This is a genomic window from Halobellus ruber (assembly GCF_014212355.1).
In the GTDB taxonomy this organism is placed as follows: Archaea; Halobacteriota; Halobacteria; order Halobacteriales; family Haloferacaceae; genus Haloquadratum; species Haloquadratum rubrum.
In genome coordinates this window covers 642,828-664,183 of sequence record NZ_JACKXD010000002.1, presented here as the reverse complement: position 1 = coordinate 664,183, position 21,356 = coordinate 642,828, and the positions used below count along the sequence as shown (strand labels likewise).

The 21,356-nt window shown below is 68.7% G+C and carries 18 protein-coding genes and 1 pseudogene; 8 read left to right on the top strand and 11 right to left on the bottom strand.

The annotated features are described in order from the left end of the window. Window positions 1-93: 93 nt before the first annotated feature. From H5V44_RS08190 to H5V44_RS08180, 3 genes are all read left to right on the top strand, one after another. Entirely contained in the window at window positions 94-633 is a 540-nt protein-coding gene (locus H5V44_RS08190; protein ID WP_185192614.1) for a multiprotein bridging factor aMBF1, read from the top strand. A gap of 75 nt (window positions 634-708) precedes the next feature. Next, window positions 709-1,353, top strand: coding sequence for a triose-phosphate isomerase (gene tpiA, locus H5V44_RS08185; RefSeq protein WP_185192613.1), 645 nt, complete (start codon window positions 709-711; stop codon window positions 1,351-1,353). 31 nt (window positions 1,354-1,384) lie between these two features. Then, window positions 1,385-2,140: a DICT sensory domain-containing protein gene (locus tag H5V44_RS08180; RefSeq protein WP_185192612.1), complete on the top strand. Its 756-nt coding sequence runs from the start codon at window positions 1,385-1,387 to the stop codon at window positions 2,138-2,140. Here H5V44_RS08180 and H5V44_RS08175 read toward each other — a convergent pair whose 3' ends face one another. Beyond that, window positions 2,141-3,967, bottom strand: coding sequence for an ATP-binding protein (locus H5V44_RS08175; RefSeq protein WP_185192611.1), 1,827 nt, complete (start codon window positions 3,965-3,967; stop codon window positions 2,141-2,143). Between the two features lie 143 nt (window positions 3,968-4,110). On the opposite strand from H5V44_RS08175, the gene H5V44_RS08170 reads away from it, so the two are divergent. Then, window positions 4,111-5,493, top strand: coding sequence for an APC family permease (locus H5V44_RS08170; RefSeq protein ID WP_185192610.1), 1,383 nt, complete (start codon window positions 4,111-4,113; stop codon window positions 5,491-5,493). 242 nt (window positions 5,494-5,735) lie between these two features. Here H5V44_RS08170 and H5V44_RS17800 read toward each other — a convergent pair whose 3' ends face one another. The 7 genes from H5V44_RS17800 to aroC all read right to left on the bottom strand — a co-directional run bounded on the left by H5V44_RS17800 (window position 5,736) and on the right by aroC (window position 12,415). Next, window positions 5,736-5,858: a hypothetical protein gene (locus H5V44_RS17800; RefSeq protein WP_281381248.1), complete on the bottom strand. Its 123-nt coding sequence runs from the start codon at window positions 5,856-5,858 to the stop codon at window positions 5,736-5,738. Window positions 5,859-5,927: 69 nt separating this feature from the next. Next, entirely contained in the window at window positions 5,928-7,229 is a 1,302-nt protein-coding gene (gene dinB / locus H5V44_RS08165; protein WP_185192609.1) for a DNA polymerase IV, read from the bottom strand. A 149-nt stretch (window positions 7,230-7,378) separates the two neighbouring features. After that, window positions 7,379-7,807: an HTH-type transcriptional regulator LrpA1 gene (gene lrpA1 / locus H5V44_RS08160; RefSeq protein WP_185192608.1), complete on the bottom strand. Its 429-nt coding sequence runs from the start codon at window positions 7,805-7,807 to the stop codon at window positions 7,379-7,381. Window positions 7,808-7,960: 153 nt separating this feature from the next. Further along, on the bottom strand, window positions 7,961-8,125 hold the full coding sequence (locus H5V44_RS08155) for a twin-arginine translocation signal domain-containing protein (RefSeq protein WP_185192607.1): 165 nt from the start codon (window positions 8,123-8,125) through the stop codon (window positions 7,961-7,963). A 45-nt stretch (window positions 8,126-8,170) separates the two neighbouring features. Continuing rightward, window positions 8,171-9,109: a thiamine pyrophosphate-dependent enzyme gene (locus H5V44_RS08150; protein ID WP_185192606.1), complete on the bottom strand. Its 939-nt coding sequence runs from the start codon at window positions 9,107-9,109 to the stop codon at window positions 8,171-8,173. A gap of 2 nt (window positions 9,110-9,111) precedes the next feature. Further along, entirely contained in the window at window positions 9,112-11,010 is a 1,899-nt protein-coding gene (locus tag H5V44_RS08145) for a 2-oxoacid:acceptor oxidoreductase subunit alpha (RefSeq protein ID WP_185192605.1), read from the bottom strand. 253 nt (window positions 11,011-11,263) lie between these two features. Then, a complete protein-coding gene (aroC, locus tag H5V44_RS08140; protein WP_185192604.1) occupies window positions 11,264-12,415 on the bottom strand; it encodes a chorismate synthase in 1,152 nt (383 codons plus the stop codon). A gap of 248 nt (window positions 12,416-12,663) precedes the next feature. Between aroC and H5V44_RS17525 the strand changes: the two genes are divergently transcribed. Further along, on the top strand, window positions 12,664-14,520 hold the full coding sequence (locus tag H5V44_RS17525) for a hypothetical protein (protein WP_185192705.1): 1,857 nt from the start codon (window positions 12,664-12,666) through the stop codon (window positions 14,518-14,520). Between the two features lie 85 nt (window positions 14,521-14,605). On the opposite strand, the gene aroA is transcribed toward H5V44_RS17525, so the two are convergent. Continuing rightward, a complete protein-coding gene (aroA, locus tag H5V44_RS08130) occupies window positions 14,606-15,901 on the bottom strand; it encodes a 3-phosphoshikimate 1-carboxyvinyltransferase (protein ID WP_185192603.1) in 1,296 nt (431 codons plus the stop codon). Window positions 15,902-16,002: 101 nt separating this feature from the next. Here aroA and gfo6 point away from each other — a divergent pair, with 101 nt between their 5' ends. Further along, on the top strand, window positions 16,003-17,097 hold the full coding sequence (gene gfo6 / locus H5V44_RS08125; RefSeq protein ID WP_185192602.1) for a D-xylose 1-dehydrogenase Gfo6: 1,095 nt from the start codon (window positions 16,003-16,005) through the stop codon (window positions 17,095-17,097). 21 nt (window positions 17,098-17,118) lie between these two features. Here gfo6 and H5V44_RS08120 read toward each other — a convergent pair whose 3' ends face one another. Beyond that, window positions 17,119-17,955 (bottom strand): aldo/keto reductase, encoded by an 837-nt coding sequence (locus H5V44_RS08120; RefSeq protein ID WP_185192601.1) that lies wholly within the window; start codon window positions 17,953-17,955, stop codon window positions 17,119-17,121. Window positions 17,956-18,179: 224 nt separating this feature from the next. Then, the gene (locus H5V44_RS08115; RefSeq protein WP_185192600.1) at window positions 18,180-19,349 is read right to left on the bottom strand and encodes a PGF-CTERM-anchored ABC transporter substrate-binding protein; all 1,170 of its coding nucleotides are present in this window, start codon (window positions 19,347-19,349) and stop codon (window positions 18,180-18,182) included. A 62-nt stretch (window positions 19,350-19,411) separates the two neighbouring features. Between H5V44_RS08115 and btuC the strand changes: the two genes are divergently transcribed. Further along, the gene (gene btuC, locus H5V44_RS08110; protein WP_185192599.1) at window positions 19,412-20,431 is read left to right on the top strand and encodes a vitamin B12 ABC transporter permease BtuC; all 1,020 of its coding nucleotides are present in this window, start codon (window positions 19,412-19,414) and stop codon (window positions 20,429-20,431) included. Beyond that, a pseudogene (locus H5V44_RS08105) lies at window positions 20,428-21,222 on the top strand (ABC transporter ATP-binding protein); the annotation flags it as partial. The gene btuC and the pseudogene H5V44_RS08105, both read left to right, overlap by 4 nt. Window positions 21,223-21,356 lie beyond the last annotated feature (134 nt).

Here is a 21,356-nt window from a genome sequence, read left to right as displayed (position 1 = left end):
GGAGTACCACCCGGCGTCCGGGGGCGAACCGTGGCGGTCGCGACGACAGTTCCCGGCGTGTGCTTTATACCGTCCCCTCGATTACCCGGGAGTATGCCCGAGTGCGAGATGTGCGGCAGTGAGCAATCGTCCCTGACGACGGTCAAAGTCGAAGGGGCCGAACTCCAACTCTGCGACGACTGCAAGGAGTTCGGCACCGAGGTCCGCACTGAGTCGAGTTCCTCGACGTCGACGAAGTACTCGACGTCGAGTTCCGGTGGCTCGGGGTCGTCGGGCTCGGGTGGCTCCACTGGCGCCGGCGGCGGGAGCTCCGGCGGCGGGTCCACCCGCCGACGCCGCGATATGTTCGACGACATGGACGAGATCGCGGCGGACTACGACCAGCGCATCCGGGAAGCGAGGGAGGGCCGCGGCCTGAGCCAGGAGGACCTCGCGAAGTCGCTCAACGAGAAGGCGAGTCTGATCCGGAAGCTCGAACGCGGCGATATGCTCCCCTCGGACGACGTCCGATCGAAGGTCGAGTCGGAACTCGGGATCTCCCTGGTCGAAGGCGAGGACGCCGACGACACCGAGTGGTCCGGCGACTCCTCGACGACGACGACGCTCGGCGACGTGGTCAAGCGAAAGGACTGACTGCGGACGGATCTCCGGGGACATCCCGCGCCGATATGAGCAATCTATTTTATCCCGTAGCATCCATACCGGAGCGTGTTCATCCTCGTCAATCTCAAGGCCTACCCCTGCGACCCCATCGAGGTCGCGACCGCGGCCCGGGACGTTGCGGCCGACTCCGGCGTCCGGATCGCCGTCTCGCCGCAGGCCGCAGACATTCCTCGCGTGGCCGACACCGGCGTCGAGACGTGGGCCCAGCACGTCGACCCGAACGGGTTCGGCAGTCACACCGGCAGTACCCTCGCCGAATCCGTCGCCGACGCCGGTGCGGTGGGAACCCTGATCAACCACTCCGAGCGCCGGTTGCGGCTCGCGGACATCGATGGGGCGGTCCGCGCCGCCGACCGCGCCGGGTTGGAGACCTGCGTCTGCGCCAACAACCCCGCCCAGATCGGCGCCGCCGCGGCGCTCGGGCCCGACAGCGTCGCGGTCGAGCCGCCGGAACTGATCGGCGGCGACGTGTCGGTCGCGACCGCGGACCCGGGGATCGTCGAGGACGCGGTCGCCGCCGCAGCCGACGTCGACGGGTCGGTGGACGTGTACTGCGGCGCGGGGATCTCCTCGGGCGCGGACGTCGAAACCGCGGGGGAACTCGGTGCGTCGGGGATCCTGCTGGCCTCCGGGGTCGCGAAGGCCGACGACCCTCGTGCGGCGCTGGCGGCGCTGGTCGAACCGCTGTGACCGCGAGTCCGATCCACGACGGAGTGTCACGATGACGCTACGGCGATTCCTCGACGACGCCGACACCCCCGATCGGTCGCTGGTCGTCATCAACCGTCGGGCGCCGGAGCCGGTCCAGCAGATGCTGGAGAAGATGTTCGACGGCCAGCCGGTGTCGATCGAGGAGGTCGACATCCCGACGGAGGACGACGACCAGGTGCTCGTGGTCGAAGACGAGACCGTCATCGCGCGGTCGCCGTTGCGGGAGCTTCAGGACGCGATCCTCACGGTAAACTCGGATCTCTTCATCACCGGCACCCGGTCCCTCGAGGAGATCGAACTCCCCGACGCGCTGAAGGAACTCGACGAACTCCCCTTCTTCCTCCGCGGCTACCCGGAGTCCCACTCCGAGAAGCTGCTCCTCATCCTGGTGTCCCGGTACATCGAACGGACCGCGTGGGACCACCAGTGTGGCACCTTGCGGACGTCGTTCCAGTCGCTCGACAGGATCGAAGACGAGATCGGCACCAACCAGGTGTACCGCCGGCTGGACGACTCCCCGGTCGACGTCCACGTCTACGGAACCCCGGGGTGGGAGCCCCCGCCGGAATCGACGATCACGATCCACGCGGGGTACGAACAGGACTTCGTGGAGTCGTGGTTCGTGGTCTACGTCCCTCCGGAGGGCGAGGACGGCCACGTGGCGCTGCTCGCCTTGGAGGACGGCCCCAACGAGTGGAGCGGCTTCTGGACCTACCAGCCCGACCGGGTGCTGGAACTGAACGATTACATCACCCGGCGGCTGTGATCACTCCGGGCTGGAGTCGGCGCCCGCCGGCGCGGAGTTCCGCGGCGTCGCTTCCGCATCGTCCGTCTGCATCCCCCGATCGCTCCCCTCGTCGCCGTCGCTGTCGTCGGTGAACGCGGACTCGACGGCGGCGACGACGGCGCGCAGTTCCCCGTCGTCGAGGCGGTCGGCGAACTCCTCGCGGACCAGCCCCGGAAGGGCGTACGCGTACCGGCCGCGGCCCACGTGTTCGACGAACCCCGCCCGCCTGAGAAGCCGGTTTCGGCTGTACGCCAGGTGCGTGTCGCCGACCTCGCCCGCGGCGACGTGTGCGTCGACGGGATCGCAGGCGTCGACCTCGCGGTAGAACGCCATCATCCGCCGGGCGGCGGCGGGCAGCGACGCCACAACGCCGCGGAGCCGTTCGATCACGTCCTCGCGGCCGGTGAGCCCGCCGGTCCCCTCGTGGGCGCGCTCGGGAGCGACGTCCGGTGTCGACGGGCCAACTCCGTTCTCACTCCCGTGGCCGGGGTACGCTTCGGCGGCCGCGGCGGTCACGGCCGCCTCCGCGTCGTCGGCGGTCCCGTCCCCGGCTTCAGGCGCAACGTCTGCGGCCTCCTGCGCCACGTTCTCGGGCTCAGAATCGGTCGGCTCGTCGAGGTCACCTGATGTGGGGTCGACGCCGGCGGCCGCGACGTCGTCGGCTCCCGCAGCGTCGGCGTACTCGTCGAGCGTCGGCGTCCCGTTTTCGGCCCCGTCGGCGTCGTCGGTTCCGGGACCCCGGTACGGCGCCTCGGCCGTCTGAAACATCGCCCGGGCGAACTGGTCGGCCATCCGCGAGAGGTCCCGCGCCTCCTCGAGTTCGCGTTCGAGTTCCCTGATCCTGGCTTCCTTCTCGTCGAGTTCCCGTCTGAGATCCGCGATCTCGCTTTCCCGCCGGGCCTGCTCCTCGGAGATGGCTTCGAGTTCCGAGACCAGGTCGCCGTCGACCGACTTCAACTCCGGCCGCTCGAAGTCCTCCAGCCCGGGCGTCGCGCCCGCGTCGAACGTCCGCTTCTTGTGGAACTGGACCCGGCGCAACGACCCCGACCAGTCGGTGACTAAGAACGCCTCGCCGTCGCCGAGCCCCTCGACGCCGTCGGCGTACTCCGAGCCCAGGATGCGGCCGACCACCTTGGTGTCGTTGTCCCAGGTCAGCCGGTGCCACACCAGCCAGTCACACTGGGTGATGAAGTCCTTCTTGACGTCGGCGGGGCGCTGTGAGATCCCGACGATCCCGAGGCCGTGTTTCCGCCCGCGCTTGCCGATCTTGATGAGCATCCGTCCGGCCTCGGTCATCCCGCCGCCTTCGGGGAGGTACTCGTGACACTCCTCGACCAGCATCAGGAAGGGCTTTTTGAGCTTCTTTTCCTTCGCAAAGAGGCTCTTTGCGACCTCCGTGAGGAGTCGCTGGGCCTCGTCGTCGTCGAGGTACCCCGAGACGTCCAGAATGATCGGGACGTTCTCCTCTAAGGCGAGTCCCGCAATCTTGTCGGCGTGTTCGGGGCTGACGACGATGTCACATTCCTCGTCGGCGCCGGCGTGCAACAGCTCGAACTGCTCTTTCAGCCCGTAGTACTCCCCGTCGGTGTCGACGATGAGTACGGGGAAGCTCTTCTCTAAGAGGTTCTCGATGATCACCGACGCGGTGTTCGATTTCCCCGACCCCGACTTGCCGGTGATGAACCCCCGCCCGGTGAGGATGTCGACCACGGGGAGGTCGACCGACGCCCCGGGGTCGTGGTCCCCGTCGCCGCCCGGCCCGTCGCTCACGTTCGCGACGGTGATCGTCTCGGTGTCCTCGGCCATACTCGTGACAGGCGTCGCCCGGGTCATAAACCATCGCCCCGGAAGCGACGACCCGACGCCGGTCCGCCACCGACCGTGGCGCGTCGGTGACTCGTGAGTCCGTGCGAAGGGTTATCTATCGGTGGAGGATACCAGTACACGGAATGGTCGGGAGCGACTTGGATCGAAGCCTCGGGTTGTATCCGACGATGATGATCAGTATGGGTGCGATGATCGGGAGCGGCATCTTCGTACTGCCGGCCCTGGGGTACAAGAAGGCGGGACCGGCGGTGATCCTCGCGTACGTGCTCGCCGCCCTGGTGGTGTTACCCGCCGCGCTGTCGAAAGCCGAGATGGCGACCGCGATGCCGGAGTCCGGCGGGACCTACCTCTACATCGACCGGGCGCTGGGCCCCCTGTTCGGGACGATCGCCGGGATCGGCGCGTGGTTCTCGCTGGTGTTCAAAAGCTCCTTCGCCTTAGTCGGCCTCGGCGCGTATCTCCTCCTGTTCGCGCCGCTCTCACAGGGGGCGGTGGTCTACGTCGCCCTGGTGCTCGGGGCTTTGGTCGTCGTCCTGAACGTCTCCGGCACCGAACTGAGCGGCCAGATCCAGGCGGTCATCGTCACGCTTGTCGTGATCAGCCTGGCCGCCTATACGCTCAACGCCGGGTTCACGCTCGATACGGCCCGTTTCTCACCGTTCTCTACTGAGGGGAACATCGGCGTCGTCACCGCCGCGGCGTTCGTCTTCGTCTCCTATGCGGGGGTGACGAAGGTCGCAAGCGTCGCCGAGGAAGTGAAGGATCCGGGCCGGAACCTCCCGCGGGCGATCCTCGGCTCGATGGTCGTGATGACGGTGCTGTACGTCGCCGTCGTGGGAGCGATCGTGGGGCTAAGCGACCCGGACGTCCTGAAAGGCGGCGGCCCCGGCGGGTCCGCGTCGCTGACGCCGATGGCCGACGGCGCGGGCGTGCTGCTCGGCGGGTTCGGCGTCCTGTTCATCTCGATCGTCGCCGTGATCGCGCTGACGAGTATGGCGAACGCCGGGATCCTCTCCTCGTCGCGGTTCCCGCTTGCGATGAGCCGCGACGACCTGTTTCCGGCGCCGTTCGGCCGGATCGACGCGCGGTTCAAAACCCCGCGGAACGCGGTGCTTCTCACCGGCGCCCTGCTGCTCACGCTCATCGCGTTCGTGCCGGTGATCGAACTGGCGAAACTCGCCAGCGCGTTTCAGATTCTCGTCTTCTCGGTCATCAACGCCGCACTCGTTGCCTTCCGGGAGGCCGACGTGCCGTCCTACACCCCGGAGTTCGAGGCGCCCGGCTACCCGTACGTCCAGGCGTTCGGGTTCCTCGCCGGGTTGGGGCTGCTCACGCAGATGGGGACGCTTCCGATCCTCGGGGCGGCCGGGATCATCGTCGGGAGTGCGCTGATCTACGCGTTCTACGGCCGGGCCCGGACCGACCGGACCGGTGCGATCGGCACCATCATCCACGCCCGCCGCGGCGAGACCGACGAGGGACTCGCGCCGACGGACCGGGAGTGAGCTACGCCGGCGCCGATCAGCCCCGCGCGTGTCTGTGAGGCCCCCGATCTCGATCGACTTCGCGCCCTCCGCGACGTGGAACAGCGTGAGCTCCCGGGCTGACGCCTGAGGCAGGACCTCGATGAACTCCGGGAGCGGAACGAACTCCGCCGGATCCGGTCGATCACCTCGGTTGGGGCAGAATCCGGCTCCGCGGCCCCGTCGATCCCGCCCCGAACTGGTCGCGCGACGTCGTTCGGCGTCTATTCCGGGACCCCGACGTGGCCCAACGCGACGATGTCGGGCGGGGCCGGGTCCCTGATCAACACGTCCGAGATCGGCTCGGGGTCGGGGAACGCGAAGGGGACGAGGGTGGTGTCGGCCACAGTGTGGCCGCAGCGATCCGATCCAAAACGGTCGTCGTCGCGGGTCGACGGCGTGTCGACCCGGTCCCGTCATCGCCCCGACTCGAACTCGTCTAACGACACCTGGCCGTCCGCGTCCGACTCACCGACCGACCTGCCGTCGGGGACGCCGCCGTTAGCGTCGGATCCCACAACCCCGCCGTCGGACCCCTCGTCGTCCCACCCGTCGAGGCGGGCCTGTTCCCCGGCGGCAAACGAGAGGTTCGACACGCGGACGCCGACCTTCCGGGCTGGGTCGCCCTCGAACTCGGAGAGCAACTCCAAGGCGACCTCTTCGACCAGACCGGGCGCGTCGACCGGCCCCGACAGCGACCGCTCGCGGGTGTTGACGTCGAACGGCGGGACGACGATCTTGATGCCGATGGTGCGGTAGGTCGCCTCGCGGTTCCGGGCGCGGGCGGCGACGTCCGCAGCCAGCGCCGACACGGTCTCGCGTTTTTCGGCGTCGTCGGCCGGTTCCCCGAACGCGGACTCCCGCGAGAGGCTCTTCGGGCGGCCCGTCGGCGTCACCTCCCGGTCGTCGACGCCGCGGGCCCGGTCGCGGAGTTCCGGCCCTCGCGAGCCGAACGCCTCCCGGAGCGCCGCCGGGTCCGCCGCAGCCAGGTCGCCGGCGGTTTCGATCCCCATCTCGGCGAACTGATCGGCCGTCACGGGGCCGACGCCGTGAACCTCGTCGACGGGGAGCGGTTCCAGGAAGGACGCGACCTCACCCGGCTCTACGACGACCAGGCCGTCGGGCTTGTCGTGATCGGAGGCCACCTTCGCGGCCGACATGTTCGGGGCGACGCCGACGCTTGCGGGCACGCCCACCTCGTCGACGATCCGCCCTTTGACGTGTCGGGCGTACCCCTCCGCGAGGGTCCGGTCGCCGCCGTCGACGTGGCGCCAGGCGGTCCGGTCGGTCACGTCGAGGTACGCCTCGTCGATGCTCACCTTCCGGACCACGTCGGCACAGTCCTCGAGGATCCCGGCGATGTCGGCGGCGACCGACTGGTAGTAGTCCAGATCGACCGGGCGGTAGTGGCCCCGGGCGTCGGTACCGTTTGCCGCCCCCTCGGCGGGGTCGGCGTCGCCGACCCGCGGCAGCGCCTCCAACGCTTGGGAGATCGGCTGGGCGCTCTCGACGCCGTACGCCCGGGCCTCGTAGCTCGCGGTGGCGACCGCGCCGAAGGTCTCCCCCGGTTCGTAGCCCATGCCGACGACCACCGGTTCGCCGCGGAGCGCCGGCTCCCGGAGTCGCTCGCAGGACGCGTAGAAACAGTCCATATCGACGTGGAGGACGATCCGGGAGGGGTCGGGGTCGTCGACCCCGGGGAGGGTTTCGCCGCTCATCGTCGGGTGAGCGACCGGCGGTCGGAACGCGGGCTCGGCGGTATCATCGGACGGTTCGACCGTGGCGCGACGGTACGCGGGCGGGGCACTATACGCTTCGGAAACCGGGGCGGAAGTGGAACGTCGACCGACGATCGCCGACGGCGTGGCTACTTCAGTCGCTCCTGGAGGAAGGAGGGATGCGCCGCGGTGATCCCCTCGATCGAGAGGAGGGTCTCGGAGATCACGTCGCCGAGTGCGTCGCCGTCAGCCGCGCGGACCTCGGCCATCAGCATGTGATCGCCGGAGGAGGTGTACAGCGACTCGATCTCGTCGAGTTGCTTGAGTTCCCGGGTTGCCTCCACGTACCGCTCGGAGGCGACGTCGAGGCCGACCAAGGCGATCGACGTCTCCGAGAGCTTCTTCGGGTCGACGTCGGCGGAGTACCCCACGATGATCCCCTCCTCCTCCATCTTCCGGATGTACTTCCGGACCGTCGGCTTCGACACGTCGGCCCGGTCAGCGATCTCGGCGTACGACGCCTGGGCGTCCTCCTCCAAGATATCGAGGATCCGCCCCTCCGTCGATGTGGCTTCCATACTGATATCTTTCGTGTGGCGGAAAAAATACCTTCCGAACCTGAAAACCACGCTTCCGACCTCCGAAGCCGACGGGTCACCCCCGGCGTCGGTGGCGTCCGGAGCTGTGGGTGGATGACGTGCGTGGACTTCTCGCCGGAGGGTCGAGGCGGGCTACTGTCGAGGACTCTCGGCGGGTTGCGGACAGTCCATCGAGTACCCGCCACCGCCGCCGCCCTCGTCGTCCTCCTCGCTGCCGCCGTCGTCGTCGGGACTCCCACAGCCGGCGAGCGCGGCCGCCGCGGCTACGGACGCAACGATGAATCGTCGTCTGTGCATACGTCCCTGTGTCGGCGGTGACTGGTAAAAACTGGGGCCGACGGCCTACTTGTGCCGGTCCAGGAACGTGTCGTAGACGCGTTCCCACTCGTAATCGTCGTCGAAGTACCGCTCCGCGAGGGGCTCGTCGGGCATCTCGCCGATGGCCTGCTTCTCCTGGGTGTAGGAGGGGCGTTCCTCGTCGACGTAGTACCGACCCGTCAGGACCGTCCCCTCGTGGAGGACCGTCTCGGTCTCGTACATCATCTCGGAGGCCTCCGAACGATCGGTCCTGTCGAACTCGTAGTCGTCGGAATCGTTGATGTCGATGTAGGGGACGTACTGCTTTGCGTCCTTGTTCCAGGTGGGACACTGCGTGAGGAAGTCGATGTGGGAAAAGCCGTCGTGCTCGATCGCTTCCACGATGATGTCCTTCGCCTGGTTGGGGTTGACCGCGGCGGTCCGGGCGATGTAGGACGCCCCCGCGGTCAACGATTGGGACAGCGGCCGGATGGGGTCCTTCGCCGACCCGTGCGGCTGGGTCTTCGATTTGTGGCCCTTCGGCGACGTCGGCGAGGTCTGGCCCTTCGTCAGCCCGAAGATCTCGTTGTTGAACACGATGTAGGTCATGTCGTGGTTCTCCCGGGCCGAGTGGGCGAAGTGGTTGCCGCCGATCCCGTAGCCGTCGCCGTCGCCGCCGGCGGCGACGACCGTGAGGCCGGGATTCGCGAGCTTCGCGGCCCGCGCGATCGGCAGCGAGCGGCCGTGGATCGTGTGGAAGCCGTAGCTCTCGAAGTAGCTGTTCAGCTTGCCCGAGCAGCCGATGCCGGTACAGACCAGCATCTCCTCGGGCGACAGGCCCAGTTCGGCCGCGGCGCCCTTCAGGGCCTTCAGAACCCCGAAGTCGCCGCAGCCCGGACACCACGTCGGCTGCGGTTCCAGACCGGGCGTGTACTCGTTGCGGTCGCGTTCGACGTCTTCGCCGATTGCACTGAATGTGCTCATTGTTAATCACCTGCTGCGGGGACGAACTTGGTCTCGTGGCCGGGCAGCGTCCCGTCCTCGACGATGCTCGTGCGGAACCCCTCGACGATCTCGCCGGGCTCGAAGGGGTTGCCGTTGTACTTCAGGAGGCTCGAGAGCTTCTCGCCGAACCGGCCGAGTTCCTTCTGGGTCAGGCCGCGGAACTGCGCGGAGGCGTTCATCTCCACGACCAACACCTCCTCGACGCTCTCGATGAACCCCGCCACCTCGTCGACCGGGTACGGCGCGAGTTCGGAGACGCCGAGCAGCTTCACCGACTCGCCGGCCTCGTTCAGCGTGTCGACGGCCTCGGCGGCGGTCCCCTGCTGGGAGCCGAAGGTCATAATCCCGTAGTCGGCGTCGGCGGGCCCGTAATGGAAGTTGCGCTCGCCGTCGTCGCCGTCGAGTTCCTTCCGGATGGTGTCCATCTTGGACATCCGGCGGTTGACCTGGTTCACGCGGTTCTCGGGGTCTTCGGAGATGTGGCCGGCGGGCATGTGCTCGTTGCCGGTGGCGAGGTACCGACCGCCCTCCTGTCCGGGGATCGACCGGGGGCTGACGTCGCCTTCGACGTCGTACTGGAACCGGTTGAACTTCCCCGATGCGTCGTGGGGGGCGTCCGCCAGCTCCGCCTCGGTGAGGACCGACCCGAGATCGGGGTTCGGTTCCTCGTCGAACACGCTCGCGGGCACGTTCTGGAGCTCCCCGCCGTTCTTCTGGTCGTAGAGGATGATCGAGGGGAGCTGGTACTCGTAGGCGATCCGGAACGCCCGCCGGGTCTGTCGGTACGCTTCCTCGGCGTCGGCGGGCGCGAACACGACCCGGTGGGAGTCGCCCTGGGAGGTGTAGAGGACGTGCTCTAAGTCGCCCTGTTCGGTCTTGGTGGGCATCCCGGTGGAGGGACCGGCCCGCATCGCCTCGATGAGGACGACCGGCGTCTCGGTCATCTCCGCGAGCCCCAGCGGCTCCGACATCAGCGCGAACCCGCCGCCCGAGGAGCCCGACATCGCCTTCACGCCGGCGTGGGAGGCGCCGATCGCCAGCGCCGCCGCGGCGATCTCGTCTTCGACCTGCTCGGAGATCCCGCCGACCTCCGGGAGGTTCTGGGACATGATCGTGAACACCTCCGTCCACGGCGTCATCGGATAGCCCGCGATGAATCGACAGCCCTCGTCGAGGGCGCCGTACGCGATGGCGTCGGATCCCGAGATGAGCACCTGCTCCTCGTCGTGTGAGCCGGTGGGAACCGACACGTCGGGTGCGTCGGCGTCGTACTCCTCGGTGACGACGTCGTAGGCATCGTCGAACACGGACATGTTCGGCTCGAACACCTTCTCGGGCATCGTGTCGTCCATCAGGCTCTTGATGGCCTGCGGTTCGATCCCCGCGATGGCGCAGGTGACCGCGACGCCGGCGGTGTTTCGCATCACTTCCCGGCCGTGCTCGCGGGCGATCGACCGGAGGTCGATGTCGTAGACGTGCCACCCGTGTTCCTCGACGCGCTCGTCGAAGTCGGGGATGTCGTCAGTGTCGAGCAGCCCCGAGTCGTAGACGATGACCCCGCCGTCCCTGAGGTCGTCGAGGTTCTCCGCGAGGGGCTTGACCTCCTCGTTGCCGTAGTAGGCGCCCTCCTTGGGGTTCCGCGCGAAGGAATCGCCCAGCGCGAGCAGGAAGTTGTACCCGTCGCCACGGGATCGGATCGGGTCCGCCGAGACCCGTACCTCGGTGTAGGTGTGACCGCCGCGGATGCGCGACGGATAGTGCCGGTGCGTGAATACGTGCAACCCCGACCGCATCAGGGCCTTCGCGAAGTTCTGGCTGGTCGAGGCGATCCCGTCGCCGGATCCGCCCGCGATCCGCCAGATGAGTTCGTCGGTAGTCATAGTTTGAGCTCACGGCCCGAGGGGGCCACTACCGAATACTTTCGCTACGAGTCGATTAAAGCCTTTGCTATAAGTTACCAAGGAAAGATGATGAAAGTCCTAATATGTGTATGTTTTTAACCTTAAACCGGATTTAATACCCAAATTCCGGCTAAAAATATGCTATTTCTAAGCAAACGTTTATTTATCCACCATACGTCGACCGATTGATCAAATCAGCCGATCGATCTCCCGGTACCGAACGGGATGGAGCCTACTCGTTGTCGGGGCTGGAGGGGTGGTACTCGGTGGCGTACTCGCCGGGACGGCCGTCGAGCCGGTCGGGGTTGATCCGGCCGCCGAGGAGCATGAAGTCGACGATGGTGAGGTTCAACATCGCCTCGACGACGGGAACCGCCCGCGGGGGCAACACGGGATCGTGGCGGCCGACGACCTGGATCTCCTTTTCCTCGCCGGTCTCCCAGTCGACCGTCTTCTGGGTCTTCGGGATCGACGTGGGGGCGTGCCAGGTGGCCTCGCCGTAGATCGGCTGGCCGGTGGTGATGCCGCCCTGGAGGCCGCCGTGTGTGTTGCCCTCGGGGACGGGGTCGCCGTCCTCACTGAACTCCCAGTCCTCGTTTCTGTCCGACCCGGTCCACTCGCGGGCCTCCCGGCCCAGCCCGAACTCGAAGCTCGTGGTCGCCGGGATCGAAAACATCGCCTTGCCCAGCCGGGCGGGGAACGAGTCGAACCGGGGGGCGCCGAGCCCCCGCGGGACCCCGCGGGCCTCGAAGTAGATCGACCCGCCGATGGAGTCGCCCGCCTTCTGGTACTCGTCGATCCGGTCGCGCATCCTCTCGGCGGTCTCGGGGTGGGCACACCGGACCTCGTTTTTCTCGGTGTGTTCGAGCATCTCCTCGAAGGTCACCGGCGGCGCCTCGATGTCGCCGATCTGGTTCACGTGCGCCTTCACCTGGATGCCCTCGCGTTCGAGGATCTTCTTCGCGATTGCGCCGGCGGCGACCCAGTTGACCGTCTCCCTGGCCGAGGAGCGACCGCCGCCGCCCCAGTTGCGGGTCCCGAACTTCGCGGAGTAGGTGAAGTCGCCGTGGCTGGGGCGCGGCGCGGTCACGAACGGCTCGTACTTCCCCGAGCGGGCGTCCTTGTTCTCAATCACCATCCCGATCGGGGTGCCGGTGGTGTAGCCGTCCTGGGTTCCGGAGTTGATCGAAACCGCGTCGGGTTCCCCGCGGGAGGTGGTGATCATCGACTGGCCCGGCTTCCGACGGTCGAGTTCGGCCTGCACGTCGGATTCGTCGAGTTCGAGTCCGGCGGGACACCCCGAGACGGTCACGCCCATCGCGTCGCCGTGGCTCTCGCCGTAGGTCGTGACCTGGAACAGCCGCCCGAATCGGTTCCCGTTCATTACGCCGTCGTCGGGGTTCCGGGGTTAAATACGTTGCAGGACGCACCGCTCGTTCCCGGTCGCAACCGGGCGAGCGCCGCCCGTACGCCGGACCGAAGCCGCGTCCCAGCGCACCCTCCCCTACAGTAGCGTTTGCAACCGGTTGCACGTCCGATCGCACGCCGTCGTGCGATCGAGTGAACGAAGACTTGCAAACGCTACTATACCGTTAGCGTTTAACACGCTGTGAGTGGTAGCTGCGGACGGAGATGCGACGCCCCACGTCCCGGGTCGGCAGGGCGCTCCTCGTCGTCGCCATCGTCACGATCCTGATCGTTTCGGCCGCCCCGACTGCGGCCGACGGGGCCAGCGGGGCGACGGGCCGGGGCGGTGACGGAGCCGCGGCGGTGTGGACCGATCGGTCGGTCGCGGACGGGGGAGACGTTCGGGACACGAGCGACTCGGCCGTGGCGCGACCGGAGCAGCCGACGATCAACGCGACCCACGCGTTCGAGCGGGCCCCCGACCCCGGCGTCGTTGCGGTTCGCGTCACCTACGACGTTCCGCGGTCCGTCACCGGACTCGTGGTCGATCCGGCGGCTCGCAACGCGGACCGACTCACCGTCACGGACACGACCGGGTTCGTCGAGACCTCCGAGGGCGACCGGTGGCGGTGGGAGCGGGACGACTCCGCGGTCGAAGCGCCGTCGCTCCGGCTGCGGTACGCGGTCAACGAGTCGAGCACCGTCTTCGGCGGGTTCGACTACGTCGACACCGGGGAGTGGGCGCTGTTCGGTCCGCCGCGTCCGGTGCTCGGCAGGTACCGGTCGAGTGAGGGGGAGGTGGCGTTCGACCGGGCGGTCGCAGTCGCCGACGGGGAGTCCGGCTACGCGACCCCGGGAATGGTCTACCTCGGGCAGCACGAGCGGACGAACGGAACCCGCCACGGCCAGGAGTTCGTCGTCGTCACGCCTGCGGCGGCGGCGCCGACGAACGCGTCGGCGGTGCTCGACACCCTGGGTGCCGCGAACCGCCTGTACGACGTCCCGAGACGTGACGAACGAGTGGTCGCGTTCGTCGGCCCGAGTCCGCTGCGCGAGGGCGGACTCCGAGCGAGCGTGGGCGGAGTCAACGGGAGCGGCGTCGACAGCATCTGGGTCTCTGCAGAGTCTCCCGCCGACGGCACCACGTACGTCCACGAGTACGTCCACACCCGTCAGGAGTTTTCAACCACGGACCGGATGAACTGGCTCGTCGAAGCACAGGCGTCGTACTACGGGCAGCTACTGCCGCTGTACCGCGGCACGAAAAGCTACCGGGAGTTCCACTCGGAGGTCTCGACCGCCGAAAACGCCACCCGGCGGCTCGCGCCGGAGACCCGCACCGCGGACACCCTCCCGGTGGACTACTCCAAGGGAGCCCGCGTGCTGGCCGCACTCGACGCGAAGATCCGGACCGCCACCGACCGGAACAGGTCGCTCGCCGACGTCGTCCGGCGGCTGAACCGCCACGACGGTCGCGTGTCGTACGCCGACTTCAAGAATGCCGTCGCGGCGGTGTCGGGGCGTCGGCTCGGTGGCTGGCTCGACCGCCACCTCACGACCACCGACGCCCCGACCGTGCCGCTCGATCAGTCGCTGTACGCGCCCGTGCAGTCGGGCGTCGACAGCGACGGCGACGGCCTGCACACGGCGGCCGAACTCGACAACGGGACGGAGCCGTTCGCGGCCGACACCGACGGCGACGGGTTCGACGACGGCGAGGAACTCCGCCGCGGAACCGACCCGCTGTCGTACGACGACTCCCCCAGACGGACCGAATCGGAGGAGCCCGCTCCGGAAGCCGGCGACTCCGAGGGAACTGCGTCCGGCGACGCCGACGGTGCCGCGTCGGGCGACGACGGGATCGGACCCGGTGTCGCGTTCGCCGTCCTCGGGTCGCTCGTCGCCACCGGGGTCTTCGGCGTCGGTGCCGTCGGGGCCGGTGCGGCCAAGTTGCTCAGCCGACGGGTCGGAGTCGAGATCGGCGTTCTCACCCGGCGGTCGGTGGTGCGCCTGGTGCTGTTGTCGGCTGCGTCGCTCGCGGTGTTCACCGCGATCGTCGCGTTCGTCGAGTTCGTCGGGTGACCGGCCACGAGGTCGGTGGTCCGATCGACGACGGCTCGACGACCGGCCGGATCCGGACCGTCGGATTCGCGCGGTCGACCGGTCGTCATCGGCTTCGGTGGACCTCGACGCCGAGTGATTCCAGCGCCTCGAAGAAGCCCGGAAACGACACGTCGACGTGTTCTCCGCCCCGGATGGTCGTCTCGCCGTCGGCCGCGAGCCCGGCGACTGCCAGCGACATCACGATCCGGTGGTCGCCGCGGCCGTCGACCCGTGCGCCCGAGAGGTCGCTCTCGCCGCCGTGGACCGCCAACCGGTCTCGGTCCTCCGTGACCGACGCCCCCAGTTTGGTGAGTTCCGCCGCTATGGCTTCCACGCGGTCGGTCTCCTTGTACCGGACGTGCTCGCAGTTCTCGATCACCGTGTCGCCGTCGGCGACCGCGCCGAGTGCGGCGATCGTCGGGAGCAGGTCCGGGGTGTCGCCCACGTCGACGACGGTCCCCGACAGCGACGCCCGCGGGACGGTGATCTCGCCCGCTTCCTGGTTCCACTCGATCGGCGCGCCCATCGAATCCAGGATCTCCACGATGGCGCTGTCGCCCTGGGCGCTCGGGCGCGCGCCCTCGACGACGACGGCGTCGCCGTCGGCGGCCGCGACCGCCCCCGCCGCGAGCAGGTACGACATCGACGAGAAGTCGCCAGGAACGGCGTACTCGCCGCCCTCGGGCCGGTAGGACTGCCCGCCGGGGACAGCAAAGCCCGCGTCCGTCCGCTCGGCGTCGACCCCGAAATCGTCGAGGACCTCGATGGTGATGTCGACGTACGGCGCGGACTTCAGTTCGGTTTCCAGCTCGATCTCGATCCCCCCGTGGGTGACCGCGCCGGCCATCAGGAGGGCTGTGACGTACTGCGAGGAGACGTCGCCCGGAATCGAGACGGTCCCGCCCTCTACGGGTCCGCCGACCACGAGCGGCGCCTGCCCGTTACCGCGCGTCGACTCCGCGCGGCCGCCCAACTGCCCGATCGCATCGAGCAGCGGGCCCTGCGGGCGCGACCGGAGCGACTCGTCGCCGGTGAACACGCAGAGCCCGTCGACGAGGGCGCCGCAGGCGGTCACGATCCTGGTTGTCGTCCCGGAGTTCGCACAGTCGATCACGTCGTCGGGGACGGCCGGGCGCCCGTCGAAGCCCGAAACGTCGAGCCGGTCGTCGCCGCGGTCGACGGTGCCGCCGAACGCCTCGACCGCTCGCATCGTGGCCCGCGTGTCGGCGCTGAGAAGCGGCTCCGACACGACGGCGTCGTCGCCGTAGCCGGCCGCCAGGATCGCACGGTGGGTGTAGCTCTTCGAGGGCGGGGCGCGAACGCGGCCGGCGACGCGTGACTCCGGGATCGTGACGTCCATACCCGTTGGTGACGCGGGGTGGGGTATCATCCTTACTGTCGCGGCCCGGCGGGTCGGCCGCACGCCGCCGGAGTTATTCCGGACACGTCCGGATTCGGCGTATGACGAGTCCGCTCGCCGAGTACCTCGACGACTTCACGCGCCGCGACTGGCAGACGATCGCCCCCGACGACGTCGACGACCCCGTCCGGGTCGCGGTGGTCGGCCTCGGCTGGTTCGCCCGCGAGTGGGCGCTCCCCGGGATCGCGCGGTCGGCGTTCACCGAGGCCACGGTCGTCACCGACATCGACAACGAAGCGGTCGCGGCGGTCGCCGCCGACCGCGACCTCCGCGGCGTCACGCCCGAAGAACTCCGGGACGGCGCCGCGGCGGACGGGTACGACGCGGTCTACGTCGCGACGCCGAACGCGACCCACCTCGAGTACGTCGCGGCCGCCGCCGAACAGGGCAAAGCCGTGCTGTGTGAGAAACCGCTGGAATCGACGCCCGAGCGCGCCCGGGACCTCGTGGCCGCCTGCGAGGACGCCGGCGTCCCGCTGATGGTCGGCTACCGGATGCAGACCGACCCCGCGGCCCGGCGGCTCCGCGACCTCCTCGACGCCGGGGTCGCCGGCGACGTGGTTCACGTCCACGCGACGATGTCCCAGACGATGCTCGGCGAACTCGGGAGCGACCACGACCAATGGCGGCTCGACCCCGAGTTGTCGGGCGGATGTGCGCTGATGGACATCGGCATCTACCCGCTGAACACGATCCGGTTCGCGCTCGGTGCCGACCCGGTCCGGGTGTCGGGTCGCACCCGCACCGAGCACGACGCCTTCGCCGGCGTCGACGAGCACGCGACCTACCGGCTGGAGTTCCCCGGCGGGATCGACGCGACGTGTACGGTCAGCCAGAACGCCCAGCACGCCAGTCGCCTGGAGGTGACCGGAACCGACGCCCGGCTGATCCTCGATCCGGCCTTCTACGAGCGCGAGGACCGCGGCTTCGCGGTCGTCCGCGACGGGGTTCGCGTCGACATCGACTTCGAGCAAGTCCACCAGATCGAGGAGGAGTTCGCCTACTTCGGCCACCAACTGCTGGCCGACGAGCCGTTCTACCCCGACGGCGAGCACGCGCTCACCGATATGTGGGCGCTGGATGCGATCTACGAGTCGGCGTCGACCGGGGAGCCTGTCGAGCTCGACGGGGAGTGACGGTCGTACCCGCTGAGGGGCTTACTGCGTGATTCCGTAGACATCGCTCGTCCAGTCCCGTGCCGGGAAGTCGTACACCGGCTCGTCGCGGTCGCGGTCGTCGAGCCGCTGGCGGTCCTCCTCGTCCAGCGAGAAGTCGAGATCGGCGTTATTCCGGACGTGTTCGGGCGACGACGACCGCGGAAGCGGGACGATATCCCGGTCGATGGCCCACCGGAGGATGATCTGCGCGGAGCTCCTGTCATACTTTTCGGCGAGCTCCCGGACGACGGCGTCGTCGAGGACGTCTGTCCGGGCCAGCGGCGCCGCCGCCTCAACGACGGTGTCGGACTTCTGGCAGTACTCGACCAGGTCGGGGCGCTGGAACCACGGGTGGAACTCGATCTGGTTGACCGCGATCGGGACCTCGGAGATGTAGTGGGCACAGCTCAGCTGGTAGGCGCTGAAGTTGGAGACTCCGACGTTCCGGACCAGCCCCCGGTCGTGGAGCGCCGCCATCGCCTGCAGCGTCTCCCGGAGCGAGATCGCGGGGTTGGGCCAGTGGATCAAGAATAGATCGAGGTGGTCAGTTCCGAGCCGGTCCAATGATGCCTCACACGACCGGATCACCGACTCGTAATCGAGATGCTTGGGAAGTACCTTCGAGGTGAGGAAGACGCCGTCGCGGTCGTACTCCGCGAGCACGTCGCCGATGACGTCCTCGTTGCGGTACCCCTCGGCGGTGTCGATGTGGGTGTAGCCCGCGTCGAGCGCCGTGCGGACGCTCTCGGCGGTCTGTTCGTCGTCGAGGCCGTACGTGCCGAGCCCCAGGGCGGGAAGCTCGTCGCCGCTCGGGAGCGTGTGTGTCGGGATGCTCACACCGGAGGCGTTCGTCGGATCGCCGATTGAAACTACCGCTTCCGGAACGAATCTGGGCGGACGCGGGAGGCTGCCGTCGCGGAGGTTTATATCCGAAGCCGGGACCACCGCCCCCGTGACGTGAGGTCGACCCCGCGTCGGGCCGCGGTTGTCCGGCACGTCGGCGCGGGCTGCGGTGTGTGCCGGCTGTTCGCTCTCTGTGCCTTCCCGGGCCGCTCTGGTGGTTACTGACGTCTCGCCAGCAACATCACAAGTGCGGCGACCGCGACGACCGACACCGACGCGCCGAACCCGGGCGTTCCGGTGGCGGTCGTCGCCGGCGAGTCGGGGGTTTGCGTCGCCGTCGTCGTCTCCGGCGGTGGGGTCGTCGTAATCGAATCCGCATCCGCCTGGGCCTGGAGCTGACGGTACTCGTCGTAGGCCTCGGGATGGACCGCCTGCATAATGGTCTCCGCGGCGATCACGGCCCGCGGGGCGGGCTGCTGGAGGTAGTTCGTGTCTACGACCACGACGTTACCCTCTTGGACGGCGGTCGTGCTGTTGTAGGCCGGCGTCTCGGGCACCGGGCTGTTCTCGGGGACGACGATCCACTCCGGATCCAGCGTTACCACGACCTCGTCGTTGATCGGTTTGAACCCCGAGATGTTTGCAGCGGCGGCGCCGTTCCGTAGCCCGCCGGTCCCCATCACGTCGCCGATGAACGTGTTCGCGCCGGAGGTGTAGCCGAAGAAGACGTTCAACCCGACGGGCCGCTCCTCGTCGTCGAGCGCCTGCTCCATCAGCGCGACCGACTGCCGCATCTCGGCTGCGCGTTCCGCGCCCGCCTCGCAGTTGCCGGTCAGTCGCCCGATCAGCTCGGTCTTGTTCGCGACGAACTCGAGCGACGTTCCCGGGCCGAACACGTACACCGGGATTCCCTGTGCGCGGAGCTGTTCGACACGGTCCTCGGCAGCGCCGTAGGAGCTGCTCGGGACGAGAACCAGGTCGGGGTCGGCACCGATGACTTCCTCGACGCTCGGGCCGCTGGGGCCGGAGACGTTCTCCGTCGCGTCGGTGCCCTCCAGGTACGACGCGTACTGCGAGACGCCGACGACTTCGTCCTCGGCGCCGATCTCCCACATCGTCTGTGCGGCGCTGGGATTCAGCGTGACGATCCGCTCGGGGTCGGCGTCGATCGTCACCTCGGTTCCGGTGGCGTCGGTGGCGACGTAGGGGAACGAGCACGCGTCGGCTTGCACGGCCGACTGCCGGTCCGGAGCGGTCGCCCCGAACGCCTCGTCATCACCGGGCGCGACGTGGTCCGCGGCGGGTGAGACGGCCGCGACGCCCCCGATAGCCGGGGCGAACGCGGCAACGACGAGCAGGAGCGAGAGGAGCAAGGCGTAGCGTTGCATACGTCACCTGGGAGGTAATGCAACAAGTACTTGGCTAATCCAACTGGACTTGCGCACGTACCGTGACCCTCCGAACCCGCACCCTCGCGTGGTCGACGGGGCTGACGGGCGTCCTCGTGGTCGTCCTGACCATCAGCGCCGGCGTCGGAGCCGAGTCCATTCCGCCGGCGACAGTCGCAAAGGTGCTCCTCTCGGCGGACCCGCTCCCGCTTTCGTTCGATGCGCCCCGGACCAGCCGGATTATCGTCCTCGACATCCGACTCCCGCGGATCGCGCTGGCGGCGTTCGTCGGCGTCGCCCTGGCTTCCGCCGGGACCGTTATGCAGGGATTCTTCCGCAATCCGATGGCTGATCCCTCGATCATCGGCGTCTCCTCGGGTGCTGCGGTCGGTGCGGTGGCGACAATCGTACTCCCGTTCGCGTTCCCGTTCGGCCTGGAGCTGCAGGGCGCCGCCTTCGTCACAGCGGTGCTCACGGCGTTCGGGGTCTACCTCGTCGCGACGCAGGGGGGTCACACGCCGACGGCGACGCTGCTCCTTGCGGGGGTCGCCGTCCAGACCTTCCTCGGCGCGGTCATCTCGCTCCTTTTGCTCCACAGCGGACAGAGCATCCGTCGGGTGGTCTACTGGCTGATGGGCCACCTCGGCGGGACGACTTGGGCGGAGGTCCGGGTGATCGCGGTCGCGCTCCCGCCGCTTTTCCTCGTGCTCCTGTTCTACGCCCGCGACCTCAACGTCCTCCTGCTCGGCGAGGAGGAGGCCCACGGCCTTGGCATCGAGGTCGAACGCACGAAGCGGATCCTGCTTGCGGTCTCGAGCGTCGTCACCGCGGCGGCGGTCGCGGTGACCGGCGTGATCGGGTTCGTCGGCCTCATCGTCCCTCACGGGATGCGCCTGCTGGTCGGCCCCGACCACCGCATCCTGCTCCCGACGAGCGCGCTCGCCGGAGCCTCGTTCCTCGTTGCGACCGACACGCTGGCGCGGTCCGGTCCCGCGGAGATCCCGGTTGGGATCGTGACCGCGGCGCTCGGCGCTCCCTTCTTTCTGTACCTCCTCCGTTCACGGGAGGTGACGGAGCTGTGACCGCCGACCGCTCGCCTCCCGGGGATCCGCTCCTCGCTGTCGACGGACTCCGAGTTCGACTCGGCGGGGCGACCGTTCTCGACAACGTCGATGCGACGGCGGACCGCGGCCGGTTCGTCGGCCTCGTCGGTCCGAACGGCGCGGGGAAGACGACCCTCCTCCGGACGATCGCGGGCGCGATCACCCCCGACGAGGGCCGGGTCACCGTCGACGGCGAGCGGATCCACGACCTGTCCTCGAAGGCCGCGAGCCGCCTCGTCGCAACCGTCCCCCAGGACACGACCGTCGCCTTCGAGTTCGATGTCCGGACGGTGATCGAGATGGGGCGAAACCCGCACCGCTCGCGGTTCGGCGGCTGGACCGAGTCCGACGCCGCGGCCGTCGACCGGGCGCTCGACCGCACCGACACGCGGCAGTTCGCCGACCGGCCGGTCACCTCCCTCTCGGGCGGCGAGCGCCAGCGGGTGCTCCTCGCTCGGGCGCTCGCACAGGACGCCCCGGTTTTACTCCTCGATGAACCGACCGGCAGCCTCGACATCAACCACCAGGTCAGGACCCTCGATCTCGTCTCCGACCTCGTTTCGGGGGGACGAACCGCGCTGGCCGCGGTTCACGACCTCGATCTCGCGGCCCGGTACTGCGACGACCTGCTCTTGCTGTCCGGGGGCCGCGTCGTCGCCGCCGGTCCACCCGCATCGGTGCTCACGGAGTCGGTGCTCCGGGACGTCTTCGGTGCCGACGCGGTCGTCTCCGAGAACCCAGTCACGGGTACGGTGTCCGTCACGGCGCTCGGCGACGGCGAAACGGCCGGCAGAAACCCCGGAGTGGCGTCCCGGCCGCGGTCCGGTTCCGACGGCTCCGGCGGCTGACGCCGGCCAGCCGACACCCCCGGAGGGAATATTGTGTTCGCGAACGGCCGACAGAT